General features: G+C 55.9%; 10 protein-coding genes and 1 pseudogene. 4 read left to right on the forward strand and 7 right to left on the reverse strand.

Features of this window, described 5'->3' with window-relative positions; translation table 11 throughout:
* Genes OIL88_08800 through OIL88_08810 form a run of 3 tightly spaced genes read left to right on the forward strand, consistent with a single transcriptional unit; the run spans position 1 to position 4,609 of the window.
* Positions 1–834 (forward strand): GIY-YIG nuclease family protein, encoded by an 834-nt coding sequence (locus OIL88_08800; protein ID HJI72457.1) that lies wholly within the window; start codon positions 1–3, stop codon positions 832–834.
* Positions 835–3,396, forward strand: a complete 2,562-nt coding sequence (locus tag OIL88_08805; protein HJI72458.1) for a type I restriction-modification system subunit M — start codon at positions 835–837, stop codon at positions 3,394–3,396.
* Between the two features lies 1 nt (position 3,397).
* Entirely contained in the window at positions 3,398–4,609 is a 1,212-nt protein-coding gene (locus OIL88_08810; GenBank protein HJI72459.1) for a restriction endonuclease subunit S, read from the forward strand.
* Positions 4,610–4,726: 117 nt separating this feature from the next.
* Here the strand turns inward: OIL88_08810 and OIL88_08815 are convergent, their stop codons facing one another.
* Positions 4,727–5,239 (reverse strand): restriction endonuclease subunit S, encoded by a 513-nt coding sequence (locus OIL88_08815; GenBank protein ID HJI72460.1) that lies wholly within the window; start codon positions 5,237–5,239, stop codon positions 4,727–4,729.
* Positions 5,240–5,272: 33 nt separating this feature from the next.
* Here OIL88_08815 and OIL88_08820 point away from each other — a divergent pair.
* A pseudogene (locus tag OIL88_08820) lies at positions 5,273–6,322 on the forward strand (hypothetical protein).
* On the opposite strand, the gene OIL88_08825 reads toward OIL88_08820, so the two are convergent.
* From OIL88_08825 to OIL88_08850, 6 genes are all read right to left on the reverse strand, one after another.
* A complete protein-coding gene (locus OIL88_08825) occupies positions 6,319–7,245 on the reverse strand; it encodes a site-specific integrase (protein ID HJI72461.1) in 927 nt (308 codons plus the stop codon). The pseudogene OIL88_08820 and the gene OIL88_08825 overlap by 4 nt on opposite strands.
* Positions 7,226–7,813 carry a restriction endonuclease subunit S gene (locus tag OIL88_08830; protein HJI72462.1) on the reverse strand — a complete coding sequence of 196 codons (588 nt, stop codon included), beginning with the start codon at positions 7,811–7,813 and terminating at the stop codon, positions 7,226–7,228. Before OIL88_08830 ends, OIL88_08825 begins: the two co-directional genes overlap by 20 nt.
* A gap of 59 nt (positions 7,814–7,872) precedes the next feature.
* Positions 7,873–11,073, reverse strand: a complete 3,201-nt coding sequence (locus OIL88_08835; GenBank protein ID HJI72463.1) for an HsdR family type I site-specific deoxyribonuclease — start codon at positions 11,071–11,073, stop codon at positions 7,873–7,875.
* A gap of 211 nt (positions 11,074–11,284) precedes the next feature.
* Complete coding sequence (locus tag OIL88_08840; GenBank protein ID HJI72464.1) at positions 11,285–12,019, reverse strand: exonuclease domain-containing protein; 735 nt, start codon at positions 12,017–12,019, stop codon at positions 11,285–11,287.
* A 455-nt stretch (positions 12,020–12,474) separates the two neighbouring features.
* Positions 12,475–13,680 (reverse strand): DUF4143 domain-containing protein, encoded by a 1,206-nt coding sequence (locus tag OIL88_08845; protein ID HJI72465.1) that lies wholly within the window; start codon positions 13,678–13,680, stop codon positions 12,475–12,477.
* A 275-nt stretch (positions 13,681–13,955) separates the two neighbouring features.
* Positions 13,956–15,347, reverse strand: coding sequence for an ATP-binding protein (locus OIL88_08850; GenBank protein HJI72466.1), 1,392 nt, complete (start codon positions 15,345–15,347; stop codon positions 13,956–13,958).
* Positions 15,348–15,471: the final 124 nt, after the last annotated feature.

Below are 15,471 nucleotides of genomic sequence, written 5' to 3' on the forward strand. Positions count from 1 at the left end.
ATGATCCGGGTCAAGACTCTCACCGTCCAGCTCATAGACGCGCAGCCGGACCGCATCCGCATCTGCCGCATCGACGGCGAGTCGCTTGTGACCGTCGTCGTTCCGAGGGAGGACCTCGCCGAGGCGAAGTCGCTGCCGAGCATCCCGCAGCGCGGCGTATACTACCTGCTCGACGAGGACCACGGCAACGTGAGCCGCGTCTACGCGGGGCAGACGACCCAGGGCATCGCCCGGCTCGACGCGCACAAGGCGAAGAAGGAGTTCTGGAACAAGGCCGTCATGTTCCTCGATGACGATCAGAACATCAGCAGGGACGCACTGGACGTTCTCGAGGCGAAGGCCATCGACTACGTGCGCACCCACGGCTCGTACGAGACCGACAACTCGGCGACGCCCAAGCCCTACGTCGACCCGTACAAGGAAGAGGCCGTCGAACGTCTGCACGAGAGGATCCTCTTCAGGATGGCAGCTCTGGGGTACGACCTCGACAGAGTCGACCAGGGTCCGGCGGGTGCGGCGGCGGTCTTCCACACGAAGAAGAACGGTATACGCGGGGCGGGGCGCTACAACAAGGCCACCGGGCACTTCACTGTGCTCGCTGGCTCGAAAGTGAACCTCTCGAGGCCCGTGTTGAAAAACGCGGGCGTCGCGGCCGCGCGCAGGGAAATCTTCGGCGATTCGAGCGGCATCGCAGAGCTCGCCGAAGATCTCGAGTGCCCGACGCCCAGCGCCGCGGCGGTGTTCGTGCTCGGCGGCAGCCAGAACGGCTGGACCGAATGGGTAAGCGACGACGGAAAAACACTCAACCAAGTCTATCGAAGCGAGGGAAACTAGATGAACAAGCAGCAATTGGCATCAAAGATATGGGAATCCGCCAACAAGATGCGCTCGAAAATCGAGGCAAATGAATACAAGGATTACATCCTGGGCTTCATCTTCTACAAGTTCCTCTCCGAGACCGAAGTCGCCCGCCTGAAGGCACGTGATTTCGCCGAGGAGGATTTGCCGAGCCTCGTGGAAGACGACGAAGAAACGGTCGAGTTCGTCAAGGGCGAGTGCGGATACTTCATCGCCTACGAGAACCTCTTCTCCACCTGGGTCGCCAAAGGCGGCGACTTCGAGATTTCGAACGTTCGCGACGCCCTCTCTGCCTTTAGCCGCAACATCGACCCTGCCCGCAAGCGCGTCTTCGACGGCATCTTCGACACGTTGCAGACCGGTCTTTCCAAGCTCGGCACCGACGCACGAAGCCAGTCCAAGGCCGCGCGCGACCTCATCTATCTCATCAAGGACATCCCGATGGACGGTCGCCAGGACTACGACGTGCTTGGCTTCATCTATGAGTACTTGATCAGCAACTTCGCCGCCAACGCCGGTAAGAAAGCCGGCGAGTTCTATACGCCGCACGAAGTCTCCATGCTCATGAGCGAGATAGTCTCGTGGCACCTGGCCAGACGCGAGAACATCACCATCTACGACCCCACGAGCGGATCGGGCTCGCTGCTTATCAACATCGGCAAAGCCGTGGCACGACGCAACGGCGACCCGGACTCCATCAAGTATTATGCGCAGGAGCTCAAGGAAAACACCTACAACCTCACGCGCATGAATCTAGTCATGCGTGGAATTCTTCCCGACAACATCGTGGCACGCAATGGCGACACGCTCGAAGACGACTGGCCCTGGTTCGACACCGTCGAGAACAAGGATGAGACCTACGACCCGCTGTTCGTCGATGCCGTGGTGTCGAATCCGCCGTACTCCCAGAACTGGGATTCGGAAGACAAGGAGCTCGACCCGCGCTTCAAGTTCGGCGTGGCGCCGAAGTCCAAAGCCGACTATGCCTTTTTGCTGCACGACCTATACCACCTGCGCCCCGACGGCATCATGTGCATCGTCCTGCCCCACGGCGTGCTGTTCCGCGGCGGCGAGGAGGGCGCCATTCGCAAGAACCTGGTGGAGAACCGCCATATTCAGGCAATCATCGGGCTTCCTGCCAATATCTTCTTTGGCACGGGCATCCCCACCATCATCATGGTGCTGCGCAAGCAGCGCGAGACGAGCGACGTCTTGGTGGTGGACGCCTCCAAGCACTTCGTGAAAGAGGGCAAGAACAACAAGCTGCGAGCAAGTGACATCAAGCGTATCGTTGACGCCGTGACAACGAACGCGACCGTCGACAAGTTCAGCCGCCTGGTTCCCATCGACGAGATCCGCGCCAACGACTATAACCTCAACATCCCGCGCTACGTGGACTCGAGCGCGGCCGCCGAAAGCTGGGACGTGTACGCCACCATGTTCGGCGGCGTGCCGAAGGCCGAGGTCGACGCGCTCGAACGCTACTGGAAAGTATGGCCGAGCCTCAAAGGGCAACTCTACCGCGACGCCGATGGTTCGTGTCTTGCGCCCGCGACCGACGACGTTGCGCAAGTGGCGAAGGAAAACGCCGACGTCCGCACCTTCTTGGGCGGCTATCGTGATGCAATAAGCCATTTGCCGGCCACGCTGCGAAGCCGCTTGGTAGACGCTGCCGCCGAAGTCGATACCGTGGCGGAGGAAGAGGCCATCGCGGCGCTTTTGAAAGACGCGCTGGCGGGCACAGCCCTGATCGACGGCTACGACGCCTACCAGGCGCTCGACGATGCCTGGGTGGGAATTTCCGGCGACCTGGAGGTCATCCAGACCGAGGGGAAAGGCGCTGTGCGCAAGGTGGACCCGAATTTGGTGGTCAAGAAGAAGAACGGCAAAGACGTCGAGGTGCAGGACGGCTGGGCTGGCCGCATCCTGCCGTTTGCGCTTGTGCAAGAGCACCTGCTTGCCGAAGACGTCAAGGAGATCACTTCCCGTGATTCCCGCCTAAGCGAGATATCGCAGGAGATAGACGAGATTCTCGAAAGCTTCGACGAGGAGGACAAGGGATCCTCTGCTGCCGTCAACGACGAAGGTTCGTTTGTGGCGGCTGAGCTCAAGAAGGCTGTGAAGGCTATCGGAAAGCACCCTGAAAACGATTTCGAGCAAGGTCTGGTTCGTGCGCAGGCGCTACTCGATGAGGAGAAAAGTCTCAAGAAGGCGAACAAGGAAGCGAGAGTGGCTCTTGAGGAGACTACCAAGAAGGTCATCGAAGGCCTGACCGACGCCCAGTGCGACGATCTGCTGACCGCCAAGTGGATAGAGCCGCTGCAGGTTGAGCTTCTGGCCCTTCCCGAAGCCATTGTGAGCGACTTCATCGCGAAGGTTTCTGCGCTCAACGCCAAATACGCGACAACCTACTCGGACGTGTGCAACCAGATAGATGATGCAGAAAACCAGCTGGCAGACATGCTGGGGCAGCTTAGGGGCAACGAGTACGACATGGCGGGCATCGCCGAGCTGCGCAAGCTGTTGGGCGGTGAGTAGCATGGCAGAGAAACAAAATACCCCAGAAATCCGCTTCGAAGGTTTCACTGACCCTTGGGAACAGCGTAAGTTGGGGGAATTTGGTTCTGTTGCCATGTGTAAGCGCATCTACAAAGAGCAAACCTCGGAGCAGGGCGATGTTCCGTTCTTTAAGATTGGAACTTTCGGTGCGGATCCAGATGCCTTCATCTCCGATGAGCTGTTTGAAGACTTCAAGCGTACCTATCCGTATCCAGCCCCGGGTACGTTATTGATATCGGCTGCAGGAAGTATTGGGCGGGTTGTTGAATACCAAGGTGAAAAGGCATATTTTCAAGACTCAAACATTGTTTGGCTCGAACATGATCACAGATTGAACGATGCGTTTCTCAAGCCTTTATACTCTCAAATTGAATGGGGCTTAGAGGGCAGCACGATTAAGCGACTTTACAACAAAGACTTATTGAGCGCAGAAGTCACTATTCCAGACGGTAGAGAACAAAAAGAAATTGGCCAGTTCTTTGCCAAGCTCGACTCCCTCATCACCCTTCATCAGCGTAAGTACGACAAACTGTGCACGGTGAAGAAATCGATGCTCGACAAGATGTTTCCGAAACCCGGCGAGACCGAACCCGAAATCCGCTTCGAGGGTTTCACTGACCCTTGGGAACAGCGTAAGCTGAGTGAAGTAGCGACGTTTGGCGGCGGGCATACTCCGCCAATGGCAGATCCCGATAACTATGAAGATGGATACGTGCTGTGGGTTACGTCCCAGGACGTGAAATCTAATTATCTTGATAGAACTACGACCCAAATAACTGAGAAGGGCGCAAAAGAGTTGACTCTTTACCCTGCTGGATCTTTAGTAATGGTAACGAGGAGCGGGATTCTTCGCCATACCCTTCCGGTGGCTGAACTGCGCAAACCTTCAACCGTTAACCAGGATATTCGCGTCATTCTGCCCCAGTCCGAGTGCTGTGGAGAATGGCTACTTCAGTTCTTTATTTCGCATAACAAGGAATTGCTGCTTGAGTTTGGCAAGACTGGAACAACCGTAGAAAGTGTTGACTTTGGCAAGATCAAGGACATGCTTTTGCATATGCCAAGCACCGTCGAGCAACAGCAAATTGGCGACTACTTTGCTAAGCTTGACCGTCTCATCACCCTTCATCAGCGTAAGCTTGAGCTGTTAAGGAATATCAAGAAATCGCTGTTGGATAGGATGTTCGTTTAATAACTTTCGTGAGTTGCCTCTAGTTTCGAGCCCCAGAACCGCCGATTTCGCTATGTCGAGTTGGCGGTTTTTCGTTCTACTGAGAATAATAATGTTGTGCGCCTTGCCATTAGACTGTCACTGATGAAGGGTGATGAGGGAGTCGAGTTGGTTAAACATAGACCCTATTGCAGTCTGCTCATCCTTTGAAGGGAAGGCGAATTCTCCGGCCGCCAGACCCTTTCCAGATATCTCCAGGAAGGTTGATCCAGAAGCCTTCTGTTCAGCGAACTTCTTGATTTGGTCGGTCATGGAGTAGACGAAGTACACATCGGTATCATCGTTCACGACTAAAGACTGGAAGCCTTGATTTGTGCATGCTGACCTGCGAAGAATCGCTGTATTGCCAATGCCCGCACGACTTGTGAAGAGAATTGTTTTACCAGCTGGAAGCAATGTTGCCGAGCAGCTATCGTAACCAGCCTGGGTTATCCTTCGAACACTTCTGTCGGCGTATACTTGCTCACCTAATTCGGCGGGCGAATACCAGTCTATAGCGCCATCCCAGTACGCATCGTTATTGGTGCTCGGCGTGCCGCCGCCCACAATAGTGGCGACATCTCCCAACTTACGCTGTTCCCAAGCGGTTATCCAGATTGAACGACTCCATCTTGGGAACAGCGTAAGTTGGGGGAGCTCTTCAATGAAAGTGATGCGCGCTCGGCTATAGAAGAGATTCTTTCTGTAAGTGTTTCAAATGGCATTTATCCTGCATCTGAATCTGATAGGGATACAAATCCTGGGGCGAGTATTGCCAATTACAAGGTGGTTCGAAAAGGCGATATTGTCTATAACAGCATGCGCATGTGGCAAGGTGCGGTTGGATCGAGTCGCTACAACGGCATCGTAAGCCCCGCTTATGTCGTTGCTAGACCTTGTGTGGAGCTCGATTCCGCATGTTTTGGTTATCTGCTGAAACAGCCTGCGATGTTGTATAAATATCTTTGCGATTCGCAAGGCAACTCGAAAGATACGCAAACGTTGCGCTACGAACGATTTGCGGAAATCGAAGCTACTGTGCCTCCTTCAGTCGAAGAACAGCGCATCATCTCGGCATGCTTGGGCAGCATCGACACTCTCATCACCCTTCATCAGCGTAAGTGCCAATACCGTGGCTTATACGGGTATCTTTCTTGGGAACAGCGTAAGTTGGGGGAAATTGCGCGGCGAATTACCCGTAAGAACGACGGCAACGAATCCGACCTGCCTTTAACCATTTCGGCACAGTATGGGTTGGTTGACCAAAGGACGTTCTTTAACAATCAGGTAGCGAGCAAGGATATGAGCGGCTACTACCTTCTGAAAAAAGGTGAATTCGCTTACAACAAGAGTACCTCAAACGATAGCCCTTGGGGCGCAATAAAACGCCTGGTCAATTACGATAAAGGCTGCGTCTCGACGCTCTATATTTGCTTCGATTTAATCAATGCTGATCCGGATTTTTTGGTGACTTATTACGAAACAAATCGTTGGTATAAATCGGTGCAATTGATTGCAGCTGAGGGTGCTCGCAATCATGGGCTTTTGAATATTGCTCCCGATGATTTCTTTGACACAGTTTTGTCCATTCCTGATCAGCAACAAGAGCAAAAGCTGATTGGCAATTACTTTGCCATTCTTGACAACCTCATCACCCTTCATCAGCGTGAGCCACGGTTTGCTGATACAGGTTAAATTAGAGTCGAAAGAGCCCTCATGACGATATCAATGTCCTTGTTCTCGAGCTCTTGAATGACGTGCAGATAGGTTTCCTGAGTGGTGGTCATGCTTGCATGGCCGAGCCTTCGGGATACGCTGGCGATAGAGACACCGGCGAACAGCAAAAGTGACGCATGCGTATGCCGCAGCCCATGGACGGATATGACAGGCACGCCAACATTCTTGCAGTGGCGCGTCAAAACGCTGTTAGCTGTCGAGTTATAGACCTTTCCCTTCGCAAATATGGGCTCGGTTGGCGGAAGGTCTTTGAGCAGCCCAGAAAGTTGCATGATGAGTTGCCAGTCAAGTTGAACCTTCCGCACTGATGAAGCGTTTTTCGTGGGAACGAATCCGCCGCCGTTCTTGTAATCCCAGGTCTTGTTCACCGAGAGCGTTTGATGAGCAAAGTCGAAGTCTTCGGGAGTAAGCCCAAGGGCCTCGGAAAAGCGCAGGCCCGTTTTAGCGACTATGAGAATGAGCCAATCCCAACTCGGCCCGCCTGATAAGTCAAGGTCGCCGAGCATGGCATGAAGCTCAAACTGGTTGAGGTACTTGATCTTTTTCGCACGCGGCTGTTTTCCTTTGATGATAGCCTTGCGCGTAGGATCGCGGGGGATGAGCCCTTCGTCAACTGCGTCAAGGATCGCCCCCTTAAGCTGATGGTGAAAGTCCATGGTTGTCTGCCGCTCATGATGCTCTGCGTAAGCATTGATGAGCTGCTGGTACGAAGTCCGGTCGAGATCTTTTATCTTGAGGTCTGGAATCAGCTTGGCGAGCCAAGACTGCGTGAGCCGATACTTTCCCATGGTGACCTCACGGATGGCCCCTTCTTTATAGACATTAATCCATTGGGAGTAGTAATCGCAGAAAAGAGATTCTTCATTGATGCCGATTAGCATTTTTACCCTCTTTCATCGTGTGAGGTGGCTCACGCTGATGAAGGGTGATAAGAGAATCAAGCTTGGCGAAGTATTGGCCAATCTGCTTTTGCTCTACCGCAGAAGGAACAGGAACGCTCAATTCCATCACCTTGCTTTTGGAGATGTTAAACCTAGAGATTCCCTGAGCCAGTAGAGTAAGATTGGAACGCATCGAACATGACCTGAGCATATAGGCAAGGTAATGCGGGTCGAACGTTGAATCTTGCCTGTAACCAAAACAGAAGCTGTTGAGGTAAACATCTTCCTGGTCAGAGAGCCAAACAGAGGACATTCCGACTTCATCCGGCGTTTCAGATGACACAGTGAAGAACACGTCACCGTACGAAACTTTGTTTTGGCTCGAATCAATTTCGACTGCCTCAAGTCGCTTCGTGTCAGTCAGTGGGTTATCGAAGACGTTGGTATACGGGATGAACCTTGCGTTGCCGTGACCGAAATCCTCTTTGGTTTTACCGCTCAAACCGCCATAGGTTGTCCCGCAGTCTCCCAACTTACGCTGTTCCCAAGATGAAACGAGGGGACGCATGGTCACATACGCCCCCTCGGATTGACAAACTCTCGATTTCGCCTGCTCAAAATCGCCGCTCATTCGTCGATGTCGAAGCCGCCTTCCAGGATGAACTTCTTCAACAGCGCCGCCGCACGGGTGTTCACCTTGAACAGAGGGAGCGTCTTGCCTTCCTTCTGCTCGAAGAAGGCCTTGGCGCGCACCTTGTCCACCGAGTCCTTCAAATCGTCGAAGCGCCCGAACTCGTTAATGTTCGATTCCGACAGGTCAAGCGCAGCCATGGTGGCAAGAAGCTCGCCGTCTATGCCGAGCGCCCCGACGACTCGCTCGACCTGAGCGTTTTTCGCCTTGCGGGCATAGGACGTGATGTAATCCCTCAGCGTCATGCCGTCTTCCAAGGCGGCGTCCCCTCGCTCGACGTCGTGAAGGAACAGCTCGGCGAAGCGCTGGTCGTCCTGGCTTAGGGACGCGAACGATCGGTGGAGCTCCTCGCGCGCGGCGGCGAGCCCCTCGTCATCTCGCTCAAGACATTTCAGCCACTTCACGAAGTTCGCGTTCATGTAGTCGCTGTCTATGAGCCCCGTGTCAATCTCGGTTATATGACCATCGAGCTCGTAAGGCGCCTCCGGGGCGCCTCCGGGGCCGATTCCTCCCGCAAACAGCTCTTTGTAGCGTTGCACGAGGATGAGATAGGTCCGTTCGTCGATGACCGGCTGCACGAAGTGAGTTTCGCCGCGTCGCCCTCCCTTATCCGGTTCCTCCTCGAACTCGTAGGTATCCTGGTCCCACGTGAAGCCCTGCACCTTCGCGGCCTCGAGGAACTCGTTGAGCTCGACAAATTCCTTGGCGAACTTGCGCCTGGCCTCTTGCGATGCGGGAAGTTTCGAGAGGTCGGCAACGCCCGCGGCCTCGAACACCATAAGTATCTCCTGTAGCCGCGCGTCCATCAGCGCGATATTGTCCGGGAGCTTCTGGACAAACATGTCGAGTGGGCGGTCTCCCGAATACAGCTTCACTGCCGCTTCGATATAGCCCTTCATGGTGTGGGGACGACGGTAATAGCGGATCGTGCCGAAGGGCTTGTCGGGGCCGAACAGACGGTTCGTGCGGCTGAACGCCTGGATGATGCTCTCGTAGTCGATGACCTTGTCGAGGTAAAGCGTGTTGAGCCATTTGGAGTCGAAACCCGTGAGCATCTGGTCCACCACGATGAGCAGGTCGATGCGGGAGTTGCGATTGGAGTCGACGTTGACGTAGGGCTTCTTGTGGGACAGACGCGCCGAGATGTCCTTCTTCATGGCGGGCCACGTGGGGATGGTGAACTCCTGGCCATATGCCTTGTTGTAGTCCTCTATGAGCTCGACCAGAGCATCTTCCTTCACCGTGGAGCCGGCGTTATTGTCGATGCTCGGGTCGAAAAGGGCGGTCACCTTCATCTGCGGGGCGCATTCCTTGAAGGCTCGGTAGTAGTCGATCGCCTCCGGGATGGAGCTCGTCGCCAAGATTGCATGGAATTTGTTGCCGTGGGAAAGCACTGGAAAACGGCGCAGGATGTCTTCTACGACCTTTCCGTGGTGCGGGGTGTCGGGCCAGTATTGGGCTCGGGTGAGAAAATCCTCGATGCCCTTGATGCGGTTGCCGGCGCTGTCGACCATCGGTCCCATGGGGACCTTTGCCTGGTCCATGTAGTGGTAGAAGACTTTGCTCTTGCGCTCGTCGGAGATGGCTTCGCCGACGCTTGAGGCCTTAGCCTGTTCGAGGGCAACGGCCTCGCGCACGTCGTGGTCGTCGAAGGTCGTCACCATATATGGGTCGAAGCCCAGGACGTTACCGTCGCGGATGCCGTCTGCGATGCTGTAGCGGTGCAGGCACTCGCCGAACACCATGGCGGTGGTGGAGCCCTTCTTCTGGTTCTCGTCGAGAATCGGCGTACCTGTGAAGCCGAAGAATAGCGCGTTGGGGAACGCACGGCGTATGTCCTGGAGCATGTCGCCGAAGGTGGATCGGTGACACTCGTCAATGATAAATACGATGCGCTTGCCGGCCAGGCGGTCGAGCTCCGCCTGGGTGATTCTACCCTCGCCGGCTTTCACGTTGCTCATCTTCTGGATAGAGGTCACGATGAGGCGGTTCTTGGGGTCGTCGCTCGCGAGCTTCGACTTCAGCACCTGCGTGTTCTCGGTCCCTTGCACGTCGTCAGCGTCGTCGGCGAACGCGCGGTACTCAGAGAGCGACTGCGTGCCCAGCTCGATGCGGTCCATGAGAAAAAGTACCTTGTCGGCGTCGCGCGAGTCGGCTATGAGCTGGGCAGATTTGAAGCTCGTCATGGTCTTGCCGGAGCCGGTGGTGTGCCAAATGTAGCCGCCTGGGCGACCTGGCGTGCTGCTGTGACGCGGCTCATCCCATTTGCACCTGCGGACCTTGTCCGAGATGGCCGCGGCGGCGTAGTACTGGTAGCTGCGCATAACCTTCAGGCAGCCGTCCGCGCTGTCAGCTACGGTGTAGAAGCCGATAAGCTGGTGCGCCATGGGAATGGAGAGCAGCGTGGAGGTGAAGCGCTTCCACTCGTCAGTACCAGGCTTGTCACCTGCGCAGACGGGCTCGTTGTTGAAGTCCTCCCAGTGGAAGAAGAAGTTCGGGTTGAACGCGCCCGTGCCAGGGTTGGCGAAATAGCGCGCCTCGTCTGGGGTCATCCCCACGAAGATCTGCGTTAGGCGAAAGAGCCCCGTGAACACGCCTTCGTGGGCATACTTCTCAATCTGACCGGTGGCCTGGCTTACGGGCACGCCACTGCGTTTGAGTTCGATATGGATGACCGGCATGCCGTTGATGAGCAGGCACAAGTCTCCGCGACGGTCGTTCAAGATCTTGCTCTTCGCAGGATAGACAGGCTGCTGAGCTATCTGGTAGCGGCTCTGGCCAGCTGCGATTTCCTGACGATCATAGATCTTCAGGCTCACCTCCTTGCCCAGGTGAAGCACATCGTCGGGGTTGTCGCGTGTGACGGCGACGGTCTTTCCGTTGATGAACCCGTTGAGCGCGAGCGGGGTCTTGAGCGTTTCGATTTGTTCGATGACTTGCGCCATCTCGCCCTGGGTGAGCGGGCAGCCGTTCAGGCGGTCTATGTCGGCGTTGTTCTGGAACAGAATCTTCGCCCAGTTGTCGATGAGGTCCTGCTCGGTGGGATAGCGAAGCACACCTCCCGCGTCGTCCCAGCCGTGCTGCTTCAGCACGGTTATGACCGCTTCTTCGAACGAAGCCTCTTTATCGAAAACCATAGCAAAACCTATCTGCACAATTGCAAAAAGCGCATTTAACTGTTGCAAACATTATAGGTCACACGGCAATTTCCCCGGGATGGCTCAAGCCCATTACAGTCTGTAATAGGCCATCGATTAATTTCGATGGCGAGCATTCGGCGCATTGCCTACGATACGGGCAAGCCCCGAGGGGCCGCCGATCAGACGCCTTCGGATGGCCGTCTGCCCCCTACCTTCCCGCCGCCTTCAGCTTCAGCAGCAGGTCGCCCAGCTCGGGGCACTTGCTAGAAAGGCGCGTCTGAGCTCGCTCGCCCATCCCCCACCGCTGGCGGACTTCCTGGGCGCGCGGGCTCACGCGGTAGTCCCCGTCCATCACCTGCTTGAGCAGCTTGGCGGTCACGCGCGCATCGGCAAGGGCGCTGTGGGCGTGACCCGTCGACTCGTCAAACTCGATGCCAAACCACGTCGCCGCGTCACTCAAAGAGACGCACCCGTGGCTGCCCACGTCCATGATCGAGGTGTAAAACGCCTGCAGGTCGGCCCAGTCCGTAGGAAATGCGGAAAGATCGATGTGCTTTGCCTGGCACTCGGTCAAAAGCTGTCGACGGTCCGCCCCGCTCCAGCAAACTACCTGTGCGGAGTAGCGACCGATCCAATCGCTGAGCCTTTTGATTACCATGTAGAGCGGATCGGCCATCGCAGTGTCCACGGCCGATATCCCCGTAAGCTCGCGGACGGAAAACGCAACGCCTTCGGTAAATTCCGTCTGCACAAACTGCGAGAACTCGCCCATAACGTTGCCGTGGTAATCGAGCTTGACGGCGCCGACCTCGATAATCTCATTGCGCAGCCCACGTCGCTGGCGCTGCTTTGGCACCGGCGCAAACTCAAAGTCCAGCACAATCTGGCGCGCAAAGTTTGTCGTATCGATAGCCGAGATACCCGGCGTCTTTTCAGCTGACACGGTTATGGCCTTTCTCCATTGCCTGCCGCTTACTATATAGGCGGCTACATTGCCGTAAGGATAGGCGCCCGCGCGGACATGAAAGTGGGGCGCAATACCATGCGCCAGGCACACGCCATGCAGACGGCCCCAAGAGAGTTGCCCGCTCTATTCAAATGCATGAAAAAGATTTAGGCCCGGTGACTTGAATCAGCGGTCATCCCGGGCCCATCAGAGCTCGTAGAGCTCTTGGTTGCTTTGGTCTCGCTCTTCACGGCGCTTATCGAACTTTCCGAGGCACTCAAGCAGCATTCGAAGCATAACAAGTCGCTGCCATTAAGGCACTGACCTCTTGACCAAGCAACGGCGCTGCCCAGCTATCACCCTTGGGCTGCCGTCGACTTTATTCTATCCGCGAGCATCTGGTTTACCAAATGGATTTTCGGTAAAGGAAGCACGGCACGCCCGCAAAACCACTACGCCCCAAGTGCCGCCATGGGAATCACCGCCACGCCGTCGTCGCGTGTGTAGGCAATGCTCCCCTTTCCAACCACGACCGCCAAAAACGCCGGCGCGGCATTCTGGGCGGCAGGATTGGAGAGCACTTTCCTCTCCAGCGCCTTGAGATTTCTCGCTCCATCGTCTGCTTTCGCATCACTCAGCTTGACCTCGATGGCTCCCCAGCGCCCGTCGTGCTCAACGATCAGATCGACCTCAAGGCCCTTCTCATCTCGGAAATAATGGACACTGTTGTCGACACCGCCGTAGGTGGAAAGGAACACGCGCACGTCGCGCAGGACGAGATTCTCAAAGAGCATCCCCAGCGTTTGCATATCGCCAAGCAGCCGCTCAGGGGTAGCCCCCAGCAACGCCGCCGCAAGTGACGGGTCACAGAAGTAGCGCTTGGGGCGCACGCGAACGCGGGCCTTCGAGCGCATGGGCGGCTCCCATCCGCACAGGTCCTCGGTCAGCTTGAGCCTGTTGAAGAGGTCCAAGTACGCAGCGATGGTCCTCTCGTCGGGGCCCGCCTCACCGTACGAGGCGTCCTTTACGAGCGTCTTGTACGTGACAGCCTGGCTCTCGTTCATGGCAAGAGCTCGCAAAAGGCCGTGTGCAAGCTCGGGCGACATGCCCTCGTCCAGCACGTTGACGTCGAGCACCGAGTGCACGTACTGGCTTGCCGTCTCTCGCGCAAGATCTTCCGAAAGCCCAAGATTTGCAGGCCAACCGCCCCTGCAGCACCAGCGGGCGACGTCATCCACCGTGCTCTCGCGACGCTGAGGGGCAAAATCCTCGCCCTTAAAGAGGCTTGCCAGTGACACGAGCGGCTCGCCGTCGCCCGACTCACACAGGGCCATGGGGCGCATTGACAGACGGGCGATCCTACCCGTGCCGGAATGACGAACATGGCTGCGCTCCTCGCTTTTGAGCGCGGTCGAGCCCGTGAGCAAAAGTGTCCCCCGTTCGTTGCCGCTCGCGTCCACGAAACGCCGGGCGGCATCCCAAACCTCGGGCACCTCCTGCCATTCATCGACCAGGTGTGGCGCATCGCCGATGAGCGCCAGGCTTGGGTCGACCTCTGCCGCCGCACGCTGCGCAGGCTCATCGAGCCTGGAGACGCTCGCCGAGCGAGAGAGCGCCGTCCAGGTCTTGCCGCACCATTTGGGGCCGTTGATCTCCACACAGCCAAACGCCCGCATAAGGGTGTCGAGGCGCTCCTCTATGAGCCGGGGCCTATATCCCTTTTGGGTCAATCTCTTTGGTGCATCCATAGACGGCCGTCCCTCTCTATCACGCGATATGCGAAATTACGCCATTCTCAATGCTGATTTTACGCTACTTTCAATGTAGTTTTTACGCCATGACAGATGTAGTTTTTACGCCATTTTCATTGAAGGTTTTACGCTTGGCATCCTTAGCGCGACCCATTCCGAGCATCACATCAGAGCGCGCTTGGTTATCTCCGCTCGCACATCTCGGCAAACGAGATCAGCTTGACGTCTCCCCTGCTCTCCGCGGCATCCCGGCATCCCTGCGTAAAGCCGCTTTTTGAGAATAGTGCATAGCTTTTTCGTTGCCGTCTAAAGAGCTCGCTTCGGTGCACGAGCTTTTGCAGCACGTCTTCGCCCACCGGTTCATTGCGCCATTTGCACTCCGCAAACAGAGCAGTGCTCTCGCCATCGTCAACAATCAAGTCGATTTCTTCCTGCGTATGCGTGCGATTATCCGTCCCCCACCAGCGCCCGACGCTCGCCGGAACCACATCGAGCTGGCCCGCGCGCGCGAGTTCGTACACATATTGTCTGCATATGAGCTCAAAGACCGTACCCATGTAATCCGATACGTGCGGCTCAATGCGCTTATACGCCATCTCGGCCATATCGTTTTGAATCAGCCCAATGTTCTGCGGCACAAACTTGTACCAGAACCTAAACATCTGATCGCTCAGCAGATACACGGCTCGCTTATTACTCGTCTCGTTTAGGGGCAGCTCGCGCTCGACAATCCCAAGCGACGCCAGCTTATCCACATAGCTCTTTACGTTGCTCGCAGGGATTCCCGTAGAGCTCGCAATCTCCGAGATCTTCGAGCGCCCCTGAGCAATTGCTTGCACGATCGCATCATATTGCTCGGGATTGCGGCACTCCTGCAATAGCAGGTTACTCGGCTCCTCAAAGAGATAGCCCGTAGGAGTAAGAAAAAGACGTTTGATGTTGTCCTTGAGCGGTGCGGCAGGATCGACTTTCTCGATATATGCAGGAATGCCACCCGTCATGCCATAGCAAACTGCAGCGTCTTCGCGACCCATGCTCTGCCACAACCCGAGGGTCGTCGTAAAATCGAGCGGCATGATCTTAAACTGGGCCGTACGCCTACCGTATAGTGGGCTCTCGTAGCCCAACACCTGTTCCTCCATAAACGAAAGCGACGACCCGCACAGGATAAGCATGAGCTTGGTCTCTTTGTATAAGTGGTCGATCTTGTCTTGCAGCAACGAGCTGATTTCGGGATTCGATTGGGCGAGATAGGGATACTCGTCAATCACGACAACCAAACGTTCCGTGCGAGCCATGGTGGCCAATGCATCGAACGCTTCGTCAAAACTACGAAACGACACGCCTGCAGCACCAACCGAGTCTGCAAGTATCGCCTGGCTAAAGCCGTGCAGGTTTGCCTCCGCATTGGTACGACGGGCTTGAAAGTAAATAGCCTTCTTGCCTTGGATGAACTCTGTGATAAGGCGCGTTTTACCCACACGACGGCGGCCGTAAATCACAGGCATTTCAAAGGAGCCCGTGCCATACAGTCGATTGAGCTCGGACATTTCCACTGTTCTTCCGATAAACATAGGGCCATCCTTCCTTTACGTTATAGCTAGCTATATTATACCTTCCTATAATATAGCTAGCTATAACGTAATTCGACAAGCGGCGCACACGAAAGGGGCGGTACACCACCGCACGTGGACCGTT

It is taken from the genome of Coriobacteriaceae bacterium (assembly GCA_025992855.1).
Taxonomy (GTDB): domain Bacteria; phylum Actinomycetota; class Coriobacteriia; order Coriobacteriales; family Coriobacteriaceae; genus Collinsella.

Coding starts and splice junctions, on each gene's coding strand:
- OIL88_08800 (HJI72457.1), top strand. CDS start 1: ATGATCCGGGTCAAGACTCTCACCGTCCAGCTCATAGACGCGCAGCCG.
- OIL88_08805 (HJI72458.1), top strand. CDS start 835: ATGAACAAGCAGCAATTGGCATCAAAGATATGGGAATCCGCCAACAAG.
- OIL88_08810 (HJI72459.1), top strand. CDS start 3,398: ATGGCAGAGAAACAAAATACCCCAGAAATCCGCTTCGAAGGTTTCACT.
- OIL88_08825 (HJI72461.1), bottom strand. CDS start 7,245: ATGCTAATCGGCATCAATGAAGAATCTCTTTTCTGCGATTACTACTCC.
- OIL88_08830 (HJI72462.1), bottom strand. CDS start 7,813: ATGCGTCCCCTCGTTTCATCTTGGGAACAGCGTAAGTTGGGAGACTGC.
- OIL88_08835 (HJI72463.1), bottom strand. CDS start 11,073: ATGGTTTTCGATAAAGAGGCTTCGTTCGAAGAAGCGGTCATAACCGTG.
- OIL88_08850 (HJI72466.1), bottom strand. CDS start 15,347: ATGTTTATCGGAAGAACAGTGGAAATGTCCGAGCTCAATCGACTGTAT.